At 57.0% G+C, this 21,148-nt stretch carries 18 protein-coding genes; 11 read left to right on the forward strand and 7 right to left on the reverse strand.

The features are described from left to right. Nucleotides 1-41 precede the first annotated feature (41 nt). The 4 genes from cbiB (at nt 42) to O5O45_RS28225 (ending at nt 3,590) form a co-directional block, all read left to right on the forward strand. A complete protein-coding gene (gene cbiB / locus O5O45_RS28210; protein WP_305902631.1) occupies nt 42-986 on the forward strand; it encodes an adenosylcobinamide-phosphate synthase CbiB in 945 nt (314 codons plus the stop codon). Then, a complete protein-coding gene (gene cobD, locus O5O45_RS28215; RefSeq protein WP_305902632.1) occupies nt 987-2,075 on the forward strand; it encodes a threonine-phosphate decarboxylase CobD in 1,089 nt (362 codons plus the stop codon). A gap of 8 nt (nt 2,076-2,083) precedes the next feature. Continuing rightward, the gene (bluB, locus tag O5O45_RS28220; protein WP_305902633.1) at nt 2,084-2,734 is read left to right on the forward strand and encodes a 5,6-dimethylbenzimidazole synthase; all 651 of its coding nucleotides are present in this window, start codon (nt 2,084-2,086) and stop codon (nt 2,732-2,734) included. A 151-nt stretch (nt 2,735-2,885) separates the two neighbouring features. Beyond that, nucleotides 2,886-3,590, forward strand: coding sequence for a M12 family metallopeptidase (locus O5O45_RS28225; RefSeq protein ID WP_305902634.1), 705 nt, complete (start codon nt 2,886-2,888; stop codon nt 3,588-3,590). A gap of 66 nt (nt 3,591-3,656) precedes the next feature. On the opposite strand, the gene O5O45_RS28230 is transcribed toward O5O45_RS28225, so the two are convergent. Continuing rightward, entirely contained in the window at nt 3,657-4,676 is a 1,020-nt protein-coding gene (locus O5O45_RS28230) for a LacI family DNA-binding transcriptional regulator (RefSeq protein WP_305902635.1), read from the reverse strand. 178 nt (nt 4,677-4,854) lie between these two features. On the opposite strand from O5O45_RS28230, the gene O5O45_RS28235 reads away from it, so the two are divergent. Next, nucleotides 4,855-6,510: an alpha-amylase family glycosyl hydrolase gene (locus O5O45_RS28235; RefSeq protein WP_305902636.1), complete on the forward strand. Its 1,656-nt coding sequence runs from the start codon at nt 4,855-4,857 to the stop codon at nt 6,508-6,510. A gap of 138 nt (nt 6,511-6,648) precedes the next feature. Then, on the forward strand, nt 6,649-8,196 hold the full coding sequence (locus O5O45_RS28240; RefSeq protein ID WP_305902637.1) for an FG-GAP repeat domain-containing protein: 1,548 nt from the start codon (nt 6,649-6,651) through the stop codon (nt 8,194-8,196). A gap of 93 nt (nt 8,197-8,289) precedes the next feature. Here O5O45_RS28240 and O5O45_RS28245 read toward each other — a convergent pair whose 3' ends face one another. Together O5O45_RS28245 and O5O45_RS28250 are read right to left on the reverse strand one after the other, a co-directional pair. Then, nucleotides 8,290-9,159 (reverse strand): hypothetical protein, encoded by an 870-nt coding sequence (locus O5O45_RS28245; protein ID WP_305902638.1) that lies wholly within the window; start codon nt 9,157-9,159, stop codon nt 8,290-8,292. A 254-nt stretch (nt 9,160-9,413) separates the two neighbouring features. Then, the gene (locus O5O45_RS28250) at nt 9,414-9,809 is read right to left on the reverse strand and encodes a glycine cleavage system protein H (protein WP_305902639.1); all 396 of its coding nucleotides are present in this window, start codon (nt 9,807-9,809) and stop codon (nt 9,414-9,416) included. Between the two features lie 361 nt (nt 9,810-10,170). Between O5O45_RS28250 and O5O45_RS28255 the strand changes: the two genes are divergently transcribed. The 3 genes from O5O45_RS28255 to O5O45_RS28265 all read left to right on the forward strand — a co-directional run bounded on the left by O5O45_RS28255 (nt 10,171) and on the right by O5O45_RS28265 (nt 12,505). Beyond that, nucleotides 10,171-10,785 carry a hypothetical protein gene (locus O5O45_RS28255; RefSeq protein ID WP_305902640.1) on the forward strand — a complete coding sequence of 205 codons (615 nt, stop codon included), beginning with the start codon at nt 10,171-10,173 and terminating at the stop codon, nt 10,783-10,785. Nucleotides 10,786-10,892: 107 nt separating this feature from the next. After that, a complete protein-coding gene (locus O5O45_RS28260) occupies nt 10,893-11,828 on the forward strand; it encodes an aldo/keto reductase (protein WP_305902641.1) in 936 nt (311 codons plus the stop codon). Continuing rightward, nucleotides 11,825-12,505, forward strand: a complete 681-nt coding sequence (locus O5O45_RS28265; protein WP_305902642.1) for a DUF6064 family protein — start codon at nt 11,825-11,827, stop codon at nt 12,503-12,505. Before O5O45_RS28260 ends, O5O45_RS28265 begins: the two co-directional genes overlap by 4 nt. A gap of 21 nt (nt 12,506-12,526) precedes the next feature. Here the strand turns inward: O5O45_RS28265 and O5O45_RS28270 are convergent, their stop codons facing one another. Both O5O45_RS28270 and O5O45_RS28275 read right to left on the reverse strand, forming a co-directional pair. Then, the gene (locus O5O45_RS28270) at nt 12,527-15,052 is read right to left on the reverse strand and encodes an ABC transporter permease (protein WP_305902643.1); all 2,526 of its coding nucleotides are present in this window, start codon (nt 15,050-15,052) and stop codon (nt 12,527-12,529) included. Then, nucleotides 15,036-15,716 (reverse strand): ABC transporter ATP-binding protein, encoded by a 681-nt coding sequence (locus O5O45_RS28275; protein WP_305902644.1) that lies wholly within the window; start codon nt 15,714-15,716, stop codon nt 15,036-15,038. Before O5O45_RS28275 ends, O5O45_RS28270 begins: the two co-directional genes overlap by 17 nt. A 224-nt stretch (nt 15,717-15,940) precedes the next feature. Here O5O45_RS28275 and fbp point away from each other — a divergent pair, with 224 nt between their 5' ends. Then, nucleotides 15,941-16,951 (forward strand): class 1 fructose-bisphosphatase, encoded by a 1,011-nt coding sequence (gene fbp, locus O5O45_RS28280; RefSeq protein WP_305902645.1) that lies wholly within the window; start codon nt 15,941-15,943, stop codon nt 16,949-16,951. A gap of 59 nt (nt 16,952-17,010) precedes the next feature. On the opposite strand, the gene O5O45_RS28285 is transcribed toward fbp, so the two are convergent. Further along, nucleotides 17,011-18,105 carry an ankyrin repeat domain-containing protein gene (locus O5O45_RS28285; RefSeq protein ID WP_305902646.1) on the reverse strand — a complete coding sequence of 365 codons (1,095 nt, stop codon included), beginning with the start codon at nt 18,103-18,105 and terminating at the stop codon, nt 17,011-17,013. A gap of 81 nt (nt 18,106-18,186) precedes the next feature. Further along, the gene (locus O5O45_RS28290; protein WP_305902647.1) at nt 18,187-18,924 is read right to left on the reverse strand and encodes a substrate-binding periplasmic protein; all 738 of its coding nucleotides are present in this window, start codon (nt 18,922-18,924) and stop codon (nt 18,187-18,189) included. Between the two features lie 226 nt (nt 18,925-19,150). Here O5O45_RS28290 and O5O45_RS28295 point away from each other — a divergent pair, with 226 nt between their 5' ends. Next, nucleotides 19,151-20,980, forward strand: coding sequence for a hypothetical protein (locus O5O45_RS28295; RefSeq protein WP_305902648.1), 1,830 nt, complete (start codon nt 19,151-19,153; stop codon nt 20,978-20,980). Nucleotides 20,981-21,148 lie beyond the last annotated feature (168 nt).

Here is a 21,148-nt window from a genome sequence, read left to right on the forward strand (position 1 = left end):
AGAATAGGCCGCCTCATCACGAGCCTGGCGCATACTGACCAATGGATACATTGCTGATTCTTGTCCTCGCCCTGACTTTCGACGCCCTGTTGGGAGAACCGCGCCGGCTGCATCCTTTGGTTGGTTTCGGGCGTTACGCCGGCTGGGTGGAAGGAGCGATTCGCATCGCCGACTTCTCTTCATCAGCAACCCGCGCGCTTGGCGCGGCGGCGGTGACGGCGGCGATTCTACCCTGGACTGCGCTCGCCTGGCTGGCTAGCGAGTGGAGCGAATCCTCCGCCTGGGGACACATTATCTTTTCCGCCTTCGTGCTCTATCTCACCATCGGCTGGCGCAGTTTGCTGGAGCATGTGCGTCAGGTCGCTGCGCCATTGCGCAGGCATGACGCGGAGGCGGCGCGGCGCAGTCTGTCCATGATCGTCAGTCGCGACACGGCGGAACTGGGAGAGGAGGAGATCGCCTCCGCCGCCACGGAATCCGCCCTGGAGAACGGCAACGACGCTATCTTCGCCGCCATCTTCTGGTTCCTGCTCGCCGGGGTTCCCGGCGTAGTGATGTATCGCCTCAGCAATACGCTGGATGCGATGTGGGGCTATAAAAACACGCGTTATGTGCATTTCGGCTGGGCGGCGGCGCGTCTGGACGATGTCCTCAATTGGGTCCCCGCCCGTCTGACGGCGTTCAGTTACGCCTGTTGCGGCGCGTTGGACAGCGCTCTGCGGTGCTGGCGCGCCCAGGGCGGACACTGGAAAAGTCCCAATGCGGGACCCGTAATGGCGGCGGGCGCGGGCGCGCTGCGGGTACGACTCGGTGGCGCGGCGACGTATCACGGCAATCTGCAGCACCGGCCTATACTGGGCTGTGGCGACGCCGCCTCGGCGCAATCCATCGAGCGCGCCTGCACGCTCATCAACCGCACTTTGATTTTGTGGACGGCGACGGTGGCCTTGGGAGCGGGCGCGCTGTGGTTGTGGGGGGCGGTTTGAATGAACGGGAGTGACTTTGATAACGGGGCCGGCCATGCGGGCCTTCAGGCGGAAGAGCCGGCTCCCGTCCATGGCGGCGATCTGGAAAAGTACAGTCAACGCTACGGTATTGCCCCTGATGACTGGCTGGATCTGTCCACTGGCGTCAGCCCCTTTCCCTATCCGCTGACAAGCATTCCGGCAGAGGTGTTTCGACGTCTGCCTTATCCCGACCCAGCGCTGCAACAGGCCGCCAGCGCCTATTACGGGACCGATTCCCTGCTGGCGATTCCCGGCACGCAATGGGCGATTCAACACCTGCCCGCTTGTTGCGCGCCCGGTGTGGCGGCGCTGCCGGACGTCGGCTATCGCGAACATGAGCATCACTGGCGTCGTCAAGGCTTCAGAATCATTCATTACCCTGCGGGAGATCTGGCGGGCGCGACGGCGCGTCTGGCGCAGACAGAAAACTTGCGCGTCCTGGTGGCGATTAATCCGAATAACCCCGCCGCCCGTAGGACGCCATTGGCGGCGCTGCGTGAGTCGGCGCTGCGTCTGCAATCTACGGGCGCATTGATGGTGGTGGATGAAGCCTTCGCCGACGCGGAGACAGATTCCAGTCTGCTGGGCGAGACCCTGCCGGAGAACGTTGTGGTGTTGCGCTCATTCGGCAAGTTTTTCGGATGGCCGGGAGTGCGCCTGGGGTTTGCGGCGGCCGCGCCTCACTGGCTGGCTGCATTGCAGGGTCGGCTTGGTCCCTGGACGGTGAACAGCGCCGCGCAATATGTGGCGACCCGGGCGTTGCGCGACGAGGTCTGGATTGCGGCCATGCGTGAGAAGTTGTCCCGGGTGAGCCGCGACCTGCAGGCGCTTATTCTGGCGCAGCCGGTATTCAAGGGCGCGCTGGAGTGCCGGCGCACGCCGTTGTTTGTGTCCGTGTTGACGTCGACAGCGCAGGCCGAGCAGATTTTCGAACGTTGCGCGCAGCAAGGCGTGTTGATTCGCCTTTGGCGGGTGAATGCGGAGCTGGCGTACTTACGGTTTGGACTTTTTGATTTGGAGGACGCCGGTCTCGTACGGAGACTGACCGCCGCCCTCGCTGACAGATAAGGCGATTCATGACGGACAGCGGCTATTCACCTGAAGAGAAACAGGCGGTGTATCGTGCGATATATGAGCGACGCGATATGCGTCACTTCCTGCCGGACCCGGTGGACGAGGCAATCTTGCAGCGCATTCTGCAAGCCGCCCACCACGCCCCCAGCGTGGGCTTCATGCAGCCCTGGCGCTTTATTCGCATCACCGAACCCAGCCTGCGCCGGGACATCGCCGCCACGGTGGAGAAAGAGCGATTATTGACGGCGGAAGCCCTGGGTGAACGCGGCCAGGAGTTTATGCGTCTGAAAGTGGAAGGGGTGCGTGAGTGTCCGGTATTACTGGTGGTGATGCTCACGGACCGGCGTGAAAAATATATTTTTGGCCGTCGCACCATGCCGGATATGGATCTGGCGTCCGCCAGCTGCGCGATCCAGAACCTCTGGCTGGCGGCCCGTTGCGAAGGCGTCGGCATGGGCTGGGTGTCGCTGTTTGATCCTGTCGAATTAGCCGCGTTGCTGCAATGCCCGGAAGGTAGCGAGCCCATCGCCATTCTGTGTCTGGGACATGTGGATAAATTTTATGACGCGCCAATGCTGCAACAGGAAAACTGGAGCCAGCGCAAGGAGTTGCAGGAGCTGGTCTGGTTCAACCAGTGGGGCGGCGCGGGCTGACAGAATTACAATAAATAACAATTTCTCATGACTGGAAGGCGTCTCCAACGTCGCTCCCTGGATCGCACTGAAATTGGATTGGCGTTGTCTCCGCAACATTGAGTTGAGACGAGCTAAACTCTGAGATCCGTAACTAAAAAGGAGTGGGATCATGGGATTGGGATGTATAAGAAACGGCGGAACCGCGATGGTTTACCGTATGAGTTGGGACGGCAAGTTCTCTGAGAGTCAAACCAATGTCGGCGGCCCCTGGCCGAACGGCGTGGTGAAGGTGTTTGTGCCCGAGGGGCTGGACAGGGAATATGTACAGACTGTACGTACGACATTCCGCCGCTGGGAGCACTGCGTTCTGGAATATTGGGGCACGCAGCTGATCAAGTTCGTTGAAGTGGTCGCGGCGGGTAACGGCGTAGCGACGCTCAATTTCGCCAGCAACTCTGCGGATATTGGGTATTTTCCCGGCGCCAGCACCAAGCTGGGGGTTAATGGCAAAGCCAATATCAAATCGCTGCCCCATGAAGTAGGACATGCTTTGGGGTTGGCTCATGAGCATGAACGCGATGATGCGCCCGAGAGCGTGCTCCACACCTGGGGGGCCAACAAAATGGCGTTGGACGCCTACAAGCTGAACAAGCGCAACAGCACCCGCAAGTTTGAAACCTATGGCACCGACTTCGACCCCAAATCCATCATGATGTATGCGGATCAGGCGGTGGGGCTCCTGGACTCCGTCGACAACACACGTTATGGCGGCTGCAAGATTGATCCCGGCCATGTGGTCAGCGGCGATTGGAACCCCAGTATGGGCGACCTGGAGGTGCTTGGCCGCATCTACCGGCACTATTCCACTCTCTAATCCATTCCACTTTCTAATCCATTCCACTTTCTAATCCGTACTTGGAAGTCGGGCGTGTGGAGTGGCTCAGATCGCTTTGACCGACTCCCGCTCAATTATCTTGTGCGGGATGATCACGCTCTCGGCTTCCAGGGTTCCGGCGGCGGACATGTCCAGCAGCATTTCCGTCGCGCGGCTGCCCATGGCGAACAGCGGCTGATGCAGCGCGGTGAGCGGCGGCGTCGCCATTTCCGCGATGCGGGTGTCGTCGTAGGCGATAATCGACAGATCATCCGGGATGCGGACGCCATGGCGGTGAGCGCAGGACAGCGCGCCCATCGCCAACTCGTCGCTGGCGGCGAATACGGCGCTGAACTGGCCGGGCTTGTCCCCCAGTAATCCTTCCATGCACAGCGCGCCGCTGTGAAAGCCGAAAGATTCAAATTCCGCTCGAAAGCGAATCAACGACTCATCCACGCTGAGCCCATGGTCCCGCAGGGCCTGAACATAGCCCTCGATGCGGGGCGCGCCGGCGATGAGGTCGGCGCGATCGCCGCTGATCATGGCGATATGGCGGTGGCCTTTGTCGATGAGATGGCAGACGGCGCTGTAGGCGGCCTGCTTGTCATCCACCTTCACGTAGGGAAAGGGATAGGAATAGGAGAGGGTGGAAATCAGCACGACGGGCAGATTCAGGCTCAACAGCGCGTTGCTTTTCTCCGACGTCATGTACTCGCTCACCGCGAGCACGCCGTCCACCTGCTTCTCTTTCAACGTCCGCACGTATTCCTGAGAACGGTCGCCGGAATAATTGGTGTTGCAGACGATGACGCTATAGCGCTGCTCCTTGGCCACCGTCTCAATGCCCTTGAGGATCTCAGCCGCCAGCATGCCGGAAACGTCCGGTAACATGACCCCGATAGTATGAGTTTTTTTACTGACCAGACCACGGGCTACCGCGTTGGGCCGAAAGCCCATTTCGTCGATGGCGGACAGCACTTTTTTGCGTGTGTCGTTGGAATATCCCCCCAACCCGTTGATGACCCGGGACACGGTGGCGATGGAGACGCCGGTGCGTTTGGCGACGTCTTTGATAGTGGTTTTCATGGCTTCAATTTCGCCTTAAACGTCTTAATTTGGATTTGTTGACGTAAACGTTTACGTTGCCTAGCATCCGATGAAAATCCCGTAATAAGCATGAATATTCGTATTTATATAGAAAATCATGCTTTGTTTGAAACAATTTTAGTTAATCGTTTACGTTCAAGCAGATGAGGTGCGAGCCATGGCGGAGAGAAGTGCAATGCAGGGACAAACACAGCCTTCGGATTGGAGCGAGGGCGGCGTGATCTATCAGATTTATCCGCGCAGTTTTTGCGACTCCAACGGCGACGGAGTAGGGGATCTGAACGGCATCACGGAAAAGCTGGACTATATCGCCAGTCTGGGCGTGGACGCTGTGTGGATTTCGCCGTTCTTCAAGTCTCCTATGAAGGACTTCGGCTATGACGTGGCGGACTACTGCGACGTTGATCCGATATTCGGCACGCTGGCGGACTTTGACCGCATGCTGGCGGCGATGCATGAGCGCGGCCTGAAACTGCTGATCGATCTGGTTCCCTGCCATACCTCCGATGAACATCCCTGGTTTCAGGAAAGCCGCTCCGACCGCAGCAACCCCAAGGCGGACTGGTACGTATGGCGCGACGCCAAACCGGACGGCAGCCCCCCCAACAACTGGCGCGCGCACTTCGGCGGACCGTCCTGGACCTGGGACGGCCGCCGCGCCCAGTACTATCTGCATCACTTTCTGCCGGGCCAGCCCAATCTGAACTACCGCAACCCGGCGGTGACGGAAGCCATGCTGGCGCAGGCGGAATTCTGGTTCCAGCGGGGCGTGGACGGCCTGCGCATAGACGCCATCGCCACCCTGGCGTACGACCCTGAACTGACGGATAACCCGGCGCGGGATCTGGATGATCCGTTCCGGCAATCCGCGGCGGCGCGGGCTAACCCGTTCCATTTGCAGCACCATCGGCACTCGTTCAACCAGCATGATGAAGTCGTGGCCTTCCTGACCCGCCTGCGGGCGTTGGCGGATCGTTATGAGGGTCGCTTTCTGCTCGGGGAAGTTGGCGGCGACGGTATGGCGGTGAGCGCTCAATATACGGCGGGAGAAGACCGTCTGCAGTCCTGCTACAACTTCTCTCTGCTGGGCGCGCCCATCAGCGGGCGTGTGGTGAAGGACATTGTGACGGCGGTGCTGGCGGAAGTAGGGGCCGGTAAACTGACCTTCGCCGTGGGCAACCATGATGTGATGCGTGTGACCTCCCGCTGGGCGGCGGAGGCGTCGCCGGCGCAACAGCAGACGCTGGCGAAAACCGCGCTGACCCTGCTGATGACGCTGCCGGGCAAAGCCTGTGTATATCAGGGGGAAGAACTGGGGCTGACCCAGGCGGACTTGCCCTATGAACTGTTGCAGGACCCAGAAGGCATCAATGGCTGGCCGCACGCTAAAGGCCGCGATGGCTGTCGCACGCCGATGCCCTGGCGCGACAATGCCGGCGGCGGCTTCAGTGTCGGAGAGAGCTGGCTGCCTTTGCCCGAGGAACATCTTGCGGCGGCGGTGAATCGACAGGAAGACGCGGCGGATTCGGTGCTGCGTTATACCCGACAGGCGCTGGCGCTGCGCAAAGAGCGGCCGGAGCTGCGCCGGGGATGCACGGAGCTGCTGAACGCACCGGATGAGCTGTTCGTCATCCTGAGGAAAGAAGGCGATAGCCAGGTATTAGGGATATTTAACCTGTCGCCTCAGGCGCAGACTTTCGCCCTGCCTGGAAACCGCTGGAGTGAGCCATTACTCGCTTCAGAAGCAGCTGTCGCCAATGGCGTTGTCACACTTCCCGCCTTCTCCTGTAGCCTGTTGGAGAATGTGAAATAGTCGGCGCTGAATCCGACATATAGGGTCGTACTGCTTGCGAGGATGACTCCACCGCATCGCCCGATTCCGCTCCTGAGCATTCAATCAGGGCGGACGCGGGCCTGATACGGGGAATCAACGCATAAAGGAGGACCCATTATGAAAACCCCGCTGATAGGATTGACGCTCATGCTGGAGGCCGGCGCTGTGCTGGCCCAGCCTCTCGCTACGGATATTTATGGTCGCCCGCTGGGCGATGATCGCCTGACTCCGCCCATGCTGGCCCCTCGCTTAGCCACCGTCGAAGCGATGAAATTCACCGCCGAGGAAGACTCGGGATTCACGGTCGGCGTCGCCTACAAACCCGGCAAAACCTGGATCGACGCCGTCGGTTTTGGCGACGTGGACGGTGACGGCGACATGGAGCTGGTGGCGGTTTCTTCTTATTACTTCGATGCAGAAAACGACTACAGCGTTTTCGTCTTTCATCCCACCGCCGCCGGTCTCGGCGAACCCACTCGCATTGGCTATCAAGCCACCGGCAACCGTAACGGACTGTCAATCGCCGATCTGGATGGCGATGGCGCAGAAGAGATTATTGTCGGTCATGGTCAGGGCCTGACCATTATTACTCAAGATGGCGCGGGCGGTTTCCAAACCTCTCTGGTCGGCTCTGCGGCGGCGGACACATTGGATGCGGTGGATATCAATCGGGATGGTATCCCTGATCTGATCGGGTTGCCCTGGTCCGCGCCGGCGACGCAGTATTTCGGCGCCGGAGACGGCTCCATCGCCTATCAAACCACCTTGGCCACCAACGCCAGCGGTTATAACGATCAGGCGTTGGGAGACTTCAACCACGACGGGGTGATGGATCTGGCGATTATGTCCGGGCAGGGCTCCGGGCCGGATTTCTCTCTGCATTTGCATAACGGCGTCGACGCATTCACTGCGGCCATGCCCTTCTATCTGGACCTGAACGACCGCGCCAGCGGCATCGCTTCCGGCGACTTCAATGGCGACGGTCGGGACGATCTGGTTATCGCCAGAGGGCGTAACTCGCCGACTTATCTGTGGGTCTACACGCAGAACGCCGCCGGCGCCATGGATACGCCGGTGCAACTGACGTCTCATGATATTCCGGAAACCCTGCGCGCAGCGGACCTGGATGGCAATGGGTACGATGACATTCTGGTCTTGCACGGCGGCTGGAACACCTTGGGCGTGTATCTGAACGGACCGGATGGTATGGGTGAGGAAACCCGCGTGAGCATTCCATACGCAAGCCATTACGATCCAGAAGGGCTGGCGGTGGCGGACACGGATGGCGATGGTTGCCCGGATATGATCGCCATCGCCGACTATAACCAGGGCGTGGTGCCGGTGACGTTCAAACTCTGTGAAACGCCGCCGCAGCCGACCACTGGTTCACTGGAGGGGAGCATTGGCTGGGAGCCGGTTTACCATGAAGTGACGGTTTCCGGCGGTAAGATCGACGCTCTGCTGCGTTTCTCAGGCAGACGCAACGATATGGATCTGTACTTGTACAATCCCGATGGCGCGCTGGTAGCCAGCGCCGCTACTAACGAAGCGCCGGAAAAGCTCAGCTATGACACGGAAGGGGTCGCGGGAACCTATAAGTTCAAGATTGTGTCGAGGAAATCCCGTGTGGCCAACTTCAGCCTGGATTATGTCTATCTGCCCTGAAAGCAAGTCTGCAGGCTGACCAAGATACGTAAAAAAGGCGGGGAATCCCGCCTTTATTCGGATTGCGTCTGGTTGGCTGGCTCTAACAGTGAATCAGAGCGACAGCCAGTACTTGTCAGGAATATTGCTGGTGGCGTCGCTGAGGGATTTGTTCTCCTCTATGTGAAACACCTTCCGGCCCTCCATTTTCTGTAATGAGTCTTTCACCAACGGATGATTGTTGAAGAACTCCAGGAAGGCGTCGTAATGGTCGGTGAAGGCGGTGTTCAGCACGTCAATCAAATCCTGACGCTTGGGCGACACGAAATACAGCATGGGGAGTTTGTAGACCACCAGGATTTTGTCGTCCACTAGCATATTCTTGTCGGTGCAGACGTAATCCGCGCCCAGATTGCAGCGCGACCCCAGCTCGCCGTAAGGCTCGATAATGGACCGCGGGAACAAGTCCGCCCTGCCGCCGTCGACCATCTTAAACAGGTTGTCGAAGGTTGAGTTGGTCTGCATTTTGGTGAAGCCGCCGCCCACCAGAATGGGAATGTCGCCCCAACCCTGGCCTTGCACCACACTGAATTCTTTTAGCTGATCGAACGTCATATCCTTGGACAGCTTGGCGCTGGTTTCCTTGTTGGTGATGAACACCCGGTGGCCCAGCAGCCCCCGCAAAATGGGGAAGCGGACAGGCGGCACGCGTTCTTCTATCTCCGCCGTGGCCCCCAGCCAGTCAATATCGTAAGAGCCATCCTTCAACAGCATTTCCCGGCGGGTCTGCGCGCTGGAAGGCTGGAAGGAGATGAATTTAGCGTCGGTTCCGGTTTGCGCGACAAGAAACTTAAGCAATTCGAGCGCGTATTGATCCAGCGTAGAGCCCTCTCTCAGGGCGACATGACGGATTTCCATCGTCTCTGCGCGGACGGAAACAGTGAAGACAGAGATCAATACAGCGATGAGGAAAGGTCTGATCATAACTGTGCCTCGGCATGGATGTTAGATTTGTTTTAGATGACGGCGATCATTCATAGAAAAGTGTAGCAGGCGCGCTGGTATTGGGGCGTTAAACTGGGGGAAAGTGTTAAGTTTATATTTATGAACTGGCAACACGGATGGCGCGCCGGTCAGTTTGAGTGATTGGAAATGGGGAGCTGGACTGAGCCGGCGGCGGACTCTGGCGTCGCTACCGCCGATAGCTGGCGAACGCCATTGATAAGGCCAGTTGAAGATCACGCATAGGCGAACATAGGCGTGCGCTTGAAAGTCTTGTCGTACTCTGATTCTGTCATCAACTTTGCGATATCTGATTCCTCCATAATTTTAACTATGAGCAACCAGCCGTCGCCGTATGGATTGCCGGTGTCTATGGAAGGATGGTTATTGACGCCAACGATGTAGCCTGAAACGGGTATGTAAAATGGCAGCACTTCGCCATCCTGGGTTTCAAGCGTCCCAATCTGTTCTCCCGGGACGTACACCTTGTTGTAGTCCACATCACAGGACAGTTTTATAGAGCCTTTTAGACCTGATACAAACTCTGTTACGCCAACGATAGCAAAGCTGGCTAGAATGCGGACCCATTCGTGACATGAATAGTATTTTAGTGTGGATAGAGTCCCAGACATGATGTCTCCTGGTCGGTTACAGCATTTAGGGGTATTAAATTGGCAGGTGGGGGGGAAAACCTGAGAGAAATGCCGGTAGCGATACCCGAGCGCAAGCGGTAGCAAGATGCCAGTGCAAGGTGCATCTCTTACCCTATGCCTTATTCATGGGAAAAGATATCTTTTGTGTGTTTGTTGATCATATTGTAATGCGGCATTACCTAAGCCTCGGCGAGGGATGAGCATATTTCCGTTGTTTTCTTGAGTCACTGTCTTCTCCTCCCGAGACGCAAGCTTCTGCATTGGGCAAGTCGCCTCTTTTGAACTAACTTTTCTGAAGTGGGGTGTCTCACGACGATCTGTTTTTCAGGAGGAAATCAGGGTGAAAAGACGTTTCCTATTGTGCCTTGTCTGCCTGACCCAGGCGGCGACGGCGAGTGAGCGCGATGTGGATTCGCTGTTTGAATATCTCAGGATCGATCGCGATATTCCGCTGTATGAAATGCCGCGGGCGGTGCGCCAGCGAATAGCCAGCATCGCCGAGCAGGTCCGGGTCAGTCGCGAGGATGGGCTGATCATGGAGCGCAGCAGCTATACGGACCTGAAAGCCTATATCGAGGACCTGCTGAGCGACCTGGAAGTGGGATCCGGCGCCGTTTATGTCTGTCCGCCGCTGGAGATTTACGCCCAGGGAGATCGCCGCATGCCTGATGGCCGCATACGTCGCGATACGGTGGGCCGCATCAGTGTGACCGGCGATTGTCGCTGGTTCGGCGGCGGCGACAACGGGCAGACTGGCTGGCTGGATATCGATAAGTTCTGGAATTGTTCGGGCAATGTGCACTACGACTATGGGCAGGCGTATTTTGAGGCGGGAGAGAAGTCCGTTAAGGTTGCGGACACGGAGTATTATTCGGTTTATCCTCAGGAAGAGAGTCGCGATATTGTGGTGTACGGTCAGGTTTCACCCTCTCGCTGCATACGCTGTTGTCCCTGACGCGTCCTGGGCGTTTTTCATCTGAACGCGTCGCTGTTCAGGCCGGACGCACTGTTTTATCCTCTTGGTATGAACCTTAATCCACAGGCGTAAGCCAGGAGGGGCGCATGACGCAAGGGGATGTGACGCGACGCAGGCTATTGCAGGGAATGGCCGCCGCCGCGCTGATGACGCATATGCCGTCAATCCGGGCGCGTAAGCCGGAGACTGCGCCGCTGGCGCGCCCGATACCTTCCACTGGCGAAATGCTGCCCGTTGTCGGACTGGGCAGTTGGATCACATTTAACGTCGGTAATGATCGCCAGTTGCTGGACGAAAGCGCCGCCGTCATCGATGCCTTTCTCCAAGCCGGTGGCGCCTTGATTGACTCCTCTCCCATGTATGGCTCCGCTCAAGCCACTATTGGCTACGGTCTGGCGCAATCCAGATTGGGCGGGCAAGCGTTTGCTGCGGATAAAGTCTGGCTGCGCGACGCCGAGGCGGGGGCGCAGCAGATTGCGGATTCTCTGTCCCACTGGCGGAAACCCCGTTTTGACCTGTTACAGGTGCACAATCTGCTGTCCTGGGAAGCGCACCTGGATACGTTGCAGGCCATGAAGCAACGCGGCGATCTGCGCTACCTCGGCGTCACCACCTCCCATGGCCGCCGGCATGACGCCATGGAGCAGGCGATGCGCCAGCGCCCTCTGGATTTTATACAGCTCACCTACAACCCGCTTGATCGTGAAGCAGAACAGCGTCTGTTGCCGCTGGCGGCGGAGCGGGGCATTGCGGTGATCGTCAATCGACCCTTTCAGCAGGGCGACCTGACCCGTCGCCTCCGCCGCGAGCGTCTGCCGGGGTGGGCGACAGAGATTGGCGTCACTTCCTGGGCGCAGTTCATCCTCAAGTTTATTCTGTCCCACCCCGCTGTCACTTGCGTGATTCCCGCCACTACGCGGGTGGACCATGTGCGCGAGAACATGGCCGCGGCGACGTCGCCTTTCCCTGACGCAAATCAGCGCAGGCGTATCGCGGACGATGTGCGGAAACGGCTCGCATGAGTGAATGGTGGACCTATCGCCCGGAGCATTTTCTGCTGTTTTCCAACCGGGTGTATTGGCGTTTATTTGAGTTATACAACCAGGCCTGGTGGCCCTGGCAATGGCTGTTTCTGCTGGCGGGCATGGGACTGTTGACGATGATGGCGCGCCAGCGTGTCTGGAGCGGCAGGGCGATCAGTTTGATCCTGGTGGCGTTGTGGTTATTCGTCGCCTGGGCCTTTCTGTGGCGGCGCTATGCGACCATCAACTGGGCGGCGGAATATGTCGCCTATGCGTTTGTGGCGCAGGCGGCTTTGCTGGGTTGGCTGGGCGTCATCAGAGACCGGGTGAGGTTTGCGCCTCTTGCGGATAAACGCTTCTGGTTGGGAGCCAGTCTGTTTCTCTATGCTCTGCTGGCGCATCCATTGACGGCGCTGCTGTTTGACAGACCGCTCGTCGCTGCGGAAGTGTTTGGGATGACGCCGGATCCTTTGGCGATAGGGACGCTGGGGATGGCGGCGGCGATGTCAGGCGGCGTCGCCCGCTGGCTGGCGCCGATTCCCGGCGCTTGGTGTCTGGCCAGCTGGTTAACCTTGGATACCCTGGCGGAGCCTGGCGCCTGGATTCCATTACTGGCGTTGTGCTGGGCGTTGGCGGCCTTCTGGATCGGGCGGAAAGTGAAATCCGCCTCTGCTTAGGCGTGTCCCGCAGCAGACGGGCTAGGCGTCCCGCAACAGGCTGGCCGGTTTGATTTGCAGACGCCGCATTAAGTAACGCGCTCCCAGGTTTAACGTAATGGCGCTGACGCTGAATGCGGTGACGATTCCCAGCCAGATGAGGTCTTCGGAGGGCAGTTTCAGGCGCAGATGCAGCAGAGGTAAAGCAATGGCTGAGCCGAGCGCCACGGCGAACAGGGACGTTATCAACGCCAGCAGGGCGTATTCCATATGCAGGCCGCGTTTGATTACCGACATTCTGGCGCCGAGAGAGTGCAGCACGGTGGCGTCGTAAACCTGCCGGGCGCGTCCGGCCGCCATGACGCTGGTCAGCACCAGCAGGCTGGCGGCCAGACTGACGCCCGCCACCACCGCCAATCCGGCGCCGGCCTTGGCCAGCAGTTCCCGGGCTGTGCTCAGCAGGACGGCGGTGCGCACGGTGATGACATTGGGAGCGATCTGGGCGATGTGGTTTTGCGCCGATAACGCGTCAGCGTCGCTCATATAGGCGGCCCCCACATAGCGATGAATGAACGGCTCCAAGGCGCCGTCAGCAAGAATGCCTTCAAACCAGAATCGGGTTTGCAGGCCCTTTTGGCTGTAGATGGCGGCGACTTCCGCCTCCAGCTCGCGGCCTTCGATCTGAAAACGAACGACGTCGCCCAGTTGCAGACCAAGCTGGCGCGCCTCCCGGTCCTCCATGGCCAGATTGGGGAGTCCCGCCTCGCTTAAGGGCGCGTCGTCCGGCCACCAGGCGCCTTCCATCACGTTTACATTATCGATGTTATCGACGGAGTAGCTGAGCTTGTATTCATCCTGCTGGGTGTCGCGCAACCGTTCCAGATCCTGAGTGAAGCGCTCGCTTAACGGGCGACCGTTAATGCTGATAATGCGTGAGCGCACCAATGGGGCCATGTCGAGCCGGGCTTCGTGAGGGCCTTGTATGGCGGCGACTACCTCGTCGTATTGATAGGGGAAGACGTCGTACAGCACCAAGGCTGGAGATTCCTCCGGAATGGTGGAGTGAATCGCCCGCACCAGCGCGGCCACTACCAGTGTGGACGCCACCAGCAGGGTGAGCGCGGAGCCAAGAGACAACAGGGAGGTGCGCAGCGGCGCATTGGGGCGGTGCAGATTGGCGATCGCCAGCCGCAAGGTGAAACGCCCGCTGAGAACGGGGTGGCGATCCAGCGCTATGGCGCCGCGCCGCAGTACGCGCACCAGAATATCCAGCAATAACAACAGTAGACCTACCACCACAACAAAGCCGACGCCAAACAAGGGATCGGGTAATGCGGTAAGGACCAGCGCAATAATCGCACCGGCGCACAACAGGGTCGCTATCCTCCAGAGGGAGGAGGGCCTGTTGGTCGTTGCGTCGGTCCCTCGAAACAGAGCGGCCGGAGAAGCGGCGAGGGCTCTCCCGATAGCGGGCAGGGCGAAAGCATAGGCGGTAAGCAAGCCGAAGGCGAAGGCCGCCAGACTGGGCGAGGCCAATACACTGAAGGTGGCGGCGATAGGAATCTCCGTCGCCGCCGCTTCCGCGCCAAGCAGGGCCATCGCGCCGCCTGACAGCGCGCCCGCCAGGGTTGCGCCGCCAGCCATGATGCCAGTCTGCAACAGGTACAGCGCCGCCAGTCTGCCATTGCGCAACCCTAGCGCGCGTAACGTGGCGATGGTCTTCAGTTTGCCCTGCAGGTAGGCCTGAATGCTGTTGAATACGCCCAGGCCGCCAATGAACAAAGTGCTGAAGCCGATAATCAGCAAACCGGAGGCGATCTGATCCAGACGTTCGGAGATGCGTCGGCTGCGGTCTTCAAACGTGCGCACCTCCCAGGGTTGATCAGGAAAGGCCTGATAAAACTGCTCGCGCCACGCCAGAGCGGGCGTATTGGTGCGGACGCGGTATTCATAATCCACCCGGCTGCCGGGTTGTATCAGGCCGCTCGCTTGCAGCGCGTCCTGGGAGAGCAACACCGGCGCGCCCCGCCAGTTTGCGTTCAGATTACGGTCCGGCTGCTTCAGCGTCAGTGCGCGCACTTCCAGAGTCAGTGAGCCGACTTTGACCTTATCGCCGACGTGGAGGTTGAGTTTGTTCGCCAGATTGGGATCAATCGCCGCTCCCCAATGCCCATTGGCGAAGGCGGTGATCTGCGCCAAGTCCGCAGCCGGGTCCAGGGTCAGCTCGCCATAGAGAGGGTAGTTGGCGTCCGTGCTTTGCAGCTCCACCCGCAGGAAAGCCCCATCAGGTCCGCCCAGCATCGTGTCGAGTTCCGTCACCAGGGAAATATCTCCCCGTGCGCGCATCCAGTCCAGCGTCGCCGGCGGCAGTGGCGCGTTGCTGTCCACCTCCAGATCGCCGCCCAACAGCATTCGGGTATCCGCCAGCAAGGCGGCGCTGATCATACGGTAGAGCCCGCCTGACGCCGCCACCAGCGTGACGCCCAGTAGCAGGCAGGCGCAGAACACCCACAGCGAACGACCGCTGGCGCGCAAATCCCGCCAGGCCAGCTCAAGCAGGAAGCGCATGAGGCTCCTCCACCAGTTTGCCTTCATACAGGCGCAGCACCCGGTTGCAGCGTTTGGCGATTGCTTCGTCGTGAGTCACCATTAACAGCGTGGAGCCGGTTTCGCGATTGAGGTCGAACAGTATGTTGCTGACCTTCTCACCGGTATTTAAGTCAAGGTTGCCGGTGGGTTCATCCGCCAGCACCAGTTTGGGGACATGCACCAGGGCGCGGGCGATGGCGACGCGTTGCTGCTCGCCGCCGGACAACTGCGCCGGATAGTGGTTCTCCCGTTGCGCCAGTCCGACTTTCGCTAACATTTCCCGCGCTCGCTCGCGGGATTGCGGGTGGCCGGCGATGTCCAGCGGCAGCGCCACATTGGCGAGGGCGGTGAGGCTGGGAACCAGATGAAAAGACTGGAAAATAATGCCGAGTTTGTCGCGTCGCATATCCGCCAGGCCGTCCGCATCCAGCGTTGATAAGGCGGCTCCGTCAAGGCGGATTTCACCTCTTTCCGGTTGCTCCAGGCCGGCTAACAGGATCAGCAGGGTTGTCTTCCCTGAGCCGGATGGCCCTATAATGGCCACTGTTTCAGCGTCGGCGATGGCGAGGTCCACGCCGGAAAGCACGTTCAAGCGACTGTTTTCCAGCGCATAGGACATGGTCAGGTCGTTCAGTTCAATCATCGGTTCACCGGTTGGGAAGTTGGGGCTGCGGGCTATTTCAGGCGCAACAGCGGCGATCCCGAAACGACATAGACCCTAGCGGTAATCACTGACTGACTGGGGCGCGGGCATCGAATAAAAAGCCAAGTCGGCGACTGCGCCCTTTATCTCTGCAGCCATGTTAGTAAAAATAGACCTTACACCTCTAGAGACCAAAATGTTCCTTCTACATACGAGAAACCATCATGGAAATAATTAAGACCCTGGGCGAGTTCATCATCGACCGGCAGAAAGACTACCCGGACGCCAGCGGCGAGCTGACCTCGCTGTTTTCCTCCATCCGTCTGGCGGCGAAAATTCTGCACCGTGAAATCAACAAAGCAGGCCTTGCCGACATCACCGGCGCCGCGGGCGACGAAAACGTGCAGGGTGAGCAGCAACAGAAGCTGGACGTGTACGCCAACGAGCGTTTCAAAAATGCGCTGGCGCAACGTGGCGTGGTGTGCGGTATCGCTTCTGAAGAAGAAGAACAGTTTGTCCGCTTTGAAGAGACCAAGAACCTGGGCGGCAAATATGTGGTGTTGATCGATCCCCTGGACGGTTCTTCCAACATCGACGTCAACGTGTCCGTGGGTACTATTTTTTCGGTGTATCGCAGAGTGTCTCCAGAAGGCGAGCATGTGACCGAAGAGGACTTCCTGCAGCCTGGCCACAAGCAGATCGCCGCGGGTTACATCATCTACGGTTCCTCCACCATGTTGGTGTACACCACCGGCAACGGCGTCAACGGCTTCACCTATGATCCGACCATTGGCGTATTCTGTCTGTCCCACCCGAATCTGCGCATTCCGGAAGACGGCACCATTTATTCCATTAACGAAGGCAACTACATTCACTTCCCTGAAGGCGTGAAGAAGTACATCAAGTACTGCCAGGAAGAAGACGACGCCACTCAGCGCCCTTACACCTCCCGTTATATCGGCTCTCTGGTGTCCGACTTCCATCGCAACCTGATCAAGGGCGGCATTTACCTGTACCCCACCTCCAGCCGCTATCCGGAAGGCAAGCTGCGTCTGCTGTACGAATGCAACCCCATGGCGTTCCTGATCGAGCAGGCCGGCGGTAAGGCCATCGCCAACCCAGGACAGCGCATTCTTGATATCGAGCCGAAGAAACTGCACCAGCGTTGCCCGCTGTTTGTCGGCTCGCCGAAGATGGTGGACAAATTGGAGCAGTTCATCAGCGAACTGGGCTGATCACGACTACTGCTTTCTGCAAAACGGCCCCTGGCGGGCCGTTTTCTTTTGCGCGGGCGTTATAGATACAGACAGGCGTGTTGCTGTGGCGCCGCCAAGGCTTTGAGCATATCCATAAACACGGTCTTCAGGTAGGAAGAGAGCATCCCGTCGCCATGATCGACGGCGTGAAGGGCTCGGGCATAGGCCGTTAATTCCTGCTGTGTCACGTCGTCGAGCGCTGCGACCTTTTCGTACAGCTTGTCCGCAAGATAGTAAAGCCAGATGTTCTCGGCACTATCATCATCAACGGCGTCGAGTTGCGATGGATCGACCTTCCTGGCCCAGGTTTTCGCCTTCGCCGTCAGCCATTTCAACAGAATGTTGAACTCTTCCTGGGCGTCTTTGGATAATGTGGCGTAGTGACGCCGCTCTTCGGCTTTGGCCAAGTCCAGGGAGGATGGTTTGAGTTCCTCAATGGGCGCGCCGGAGGCCTGCAGCAAGGCGACGATGGCTTGATGCCTGCGTGCGGCGGCTTCGGACATCGCCGTGGCGCCGTCCGCGTCCTGCACCTCGGTCTGTGCGCCATGGGAGAGCAACATTTCCACGACGCGGATATGCCCTTTGAAGCACGCCGCCATTAGCGGTGTGCGCCCGTTGCTTTCGGTCTGGTTCACCGTGGCGCCGTGCTCCAGCAATAGCGCCAGCATTTCTTCGCTGCCTGCATGGGCGGCGAGCATCAGGGACGTCCAGCCATCGTGGCGGTTTGCGTTGACGTTTGCGCCTTGTTCAAGCAATCGCGACGCCAATTCAGGCAGGTTATAAGAGGCGGTTTTCATCAAAGGGCTGGTCCCATCGTCCATGGCGACGTTGACGTCCGCCCCAGCCTGCAGCAGGCGCTCAATAATTTCAGGATGCCGCCACTCCACCGCCATGGCCAAAGCGGTGGAGCCTTGCTTACCTTGGATATTCACATCCGCACCCTGAGCCAGCAGATAGTCGATCATATCGGCGTCGCCGACGGCGGAAGCGATAATCAACGGCGTACTGCGTTCTGTGGCGGCGAATGGGCTGCGCGTATTCAGGTCGAGTTCCGGGTTATCCAGAAACAGCTTGCGTAAGCCTTCCAGGTCCTGTTTCACCGCTGCATGAATCACCGCTTTGACTAAATCCACCTGATGACCCCACCTGCTATCTGTTTGATGGGATCATCTAAGCGGAAAGCGGTCGCCAATGCAACACACTGAGGATTGGCGTTATTTGTATTCGCCTTTGCGGGATTCCTGCAGGTATTTATCGTAACGGCCATCTTCAATCACTTTCTTCAAGCCGCGATTGAACGCGTCGAGAAGGTGTTGGGCATTGGGTGTTTTCTTGCTGATCAATACGGAATATTTGCGCGGCTCCAGGGTTTTGGGGTGTGGGATCAGCTTATCCGCAAAGCCGAAACGGGTGATGCTCTCTATACCGACTTCGGTATCTTCCAGCACGATATCCAAACGTCCAGCAGCAAGCTTTTTATAATTGCCTTCCTCGTTGCCGATACGATCGATTTTGACGGCGCCCTGATTTTCAAGCTCTTCAATCCCGTAGGCATAGCCGATGATGCCGCCGACTTTGTATTTGGCGAGATCTTCGGGCGCACTCCAGTCGATGGGGTTGTCTTTGTTATAAAACAGAGAGGTGCCCAGCGTCGCGACGGTATCGGAAAAATAGAAATCCTTGGCGCGCTCATCGTTATAACCCCAAATTAACGTCCCTTCGAATTTGCCTTCTTTGGCGTCCTCATAACCCCGCTTCCAAGGAAGAAACACATAATCCACCTCAATGCCTTCCTCTGCAAACGCATCCTTGACGATCCGGGACATAAATCCGTGATGCTTCAAATTCTCAGACAGATAAGGCGCCCATTCACCGTTCGCCAAGGTAATTTTCTCCGCCTGAGCAAAAGAAGTGATTAGACACAAAACAACACTGACAATTAACGCTTTCATATCATTCTTGCCTAATTCAACGTGCAGTTAGGAAACAAGGAAGCCGGAACGGCCGCCAACCTCAAGCGCCTAAATATAGGCGTTATTAGGAAAGTATAGACATGATTGAGAGATAAACAGGGATCTTAAGTAGGTCAGTTATCTATTGGCCCGGTACTCTAAATTGAGACTTTTCTAACGCCGAGGTTACTAAATATTGCCCAGTAACCATCGACTTGAAAGGCCCATGGATATGCATGTTTCTAACTCTAATGGCGTAACCTCAGACCAGAGCGTTTCGCCGCAATCTGTCTCGCCTCAAAGGACAAACCCAGTAGCTACTTCCACACCAGTACAAACTTCCGCATTAGCTGGGAATATGGAGGCTGGAACAAGCAGGATGGACCCAGGTCAGCTGCAGAGTTCGTTTAAGGGCTTTGAGGCAAAGCTTCCCGATGGTTCAGGGGAATATTTTAGTAAGAACTTGAAGAGCATTGACGCGACGCTAACCGCTGCAAACAACATTGGAAATAACGGATCCGCCAGTTTGGCTGAAAGCTTTTTTGTGAAAGAAGATGCGACTTACCTATCCAGAATAAAAGAAGTCATGCTGGAGAACGCAAACTTGTCCGCGAAGACTTCCAGTACTGGTGGGAAAGATAATCTGACAGGTCAGGAAGCCCGTCGGGGTGGAGATGATCAACTGAATCGTTTGGAACAGTATCGAACGCCGAATAAACCGCTGGAAGGTCAGAAGCCTCTCTCATCTGACGCTCTCAACCTCTTGGATAAGGAACTGAAAAGGACGCATAGCACATTACAGTACAAACTCAACACCATTGAAAGAATGAATAAATACTCTGGAGATGAAAAAAGTTTGGCTAAGGTGAAGGGGCTTACAAAAGGTGAAGCATACTCAACCAATATTCGGCCTAAGCTTGAGTCCAAAGATATTATGCTTTTGCCACAAGGGGCTCCGTTAGCAGGCGTATTTCCACAGAAAGACCATTTGAAGCTAAGTGGTAGTGAAGATATATCTAATTTCGACCGTCTTGTTGAGCACGCGAATAAGTTGCTGACCGAATACAATCTGACGGATGTGCCGGAAGCTAACGATAAGGGTAATCCAAAGGATAAAAGTAAAAACGATACAAATAATAGAATACTGCCAAATAAAACAGGATGCGTCTGTATTATGTACGCCAAAGAGAAAAATAAAGCAGGAGAGGTAACCTATATTCCTTTCTTTGGTGTAAGCGGAACAGCTAAGTCAAAGGACGATATGGTCGACCAATTTGGATTGCCCCCTCTGATAAACAATGATCAATTGGATAATACTGGAAGCGAAAAAACGTTGTTAGGAAAAACGATGCAGGATCGTTTCTTTGGCGTACTTGAGAATAAGCTAATACGAGATCATTTAGGCCTTAAAAATCCTTCCCTTCAGGCTACGATGAGCGCTGTGACCTATGAAAATAAGATTGATGGCGGAAGGGAGGGGCGGGTTGGCACTTGGGCTGATCAAAATTACGGCAGTGATAAGCAGGATATTCGCAAGCACAGCTCGCAGATTGAGAGTTGGAATTCTTTGCATTGCGCTGAGCCTGCAGCAGTGTTGGCGGCGGCAAATCTTTATCCAAGAATGGCGGATATGGACTTATCGATTCCGTACGAGGCAACATTATCTGATCAGCGTAATGTAAATACTTTTGGTAAGCATACATGTGGCCGATGCGCCATCTCAGAAGTGCGTTTCGCCGGCTATGCGGAAAACAACGCTAGAGTTGAAGTAAAAATGTACTCAGTTCTACTGGGTAACCAAAACACTATTGATAATGAACTAAGCCTAAAAAATACGCTAAATGATAGCAAGTTGCTAAATAATAAATCTCAGGATGGAGAAAGCAGACAGGCATATGGTTCCAAGTTCGATGACATGGAGAAAACTATTCAGCTGTTACATGATCTTGGAATACACCATAGCTCTAGTAGTCCGTTCGCAAGAGAAGCTGGCGCGGAGCCGGGCATTGTTAAGCAAACTGATCGCGTGAGGGCGCATAGATCGAATTCTTATTAATGTTTTTGCATCCGCAATCCTATCTGGCCATCTTCACTGATGGCGCGCGGGATCTGAGCCATAGAAAGCGATGGCTCCCGCGCTTTTACAAAACTGATCCGTGCGCAGAACCATAATCTGAGCATTTTCTCTCTCCATGGATAAATAGTTCGCAAGCGGGTGAAGGGG

The organism is Hahella sp. HNIBRBA332, from assembly GCF_030719035.1.
GTDB lineage: Bacteria > Pseudomonadota > Gammaproteobacteria > Pseudomonadales > Oleiphilaceae > Hahella.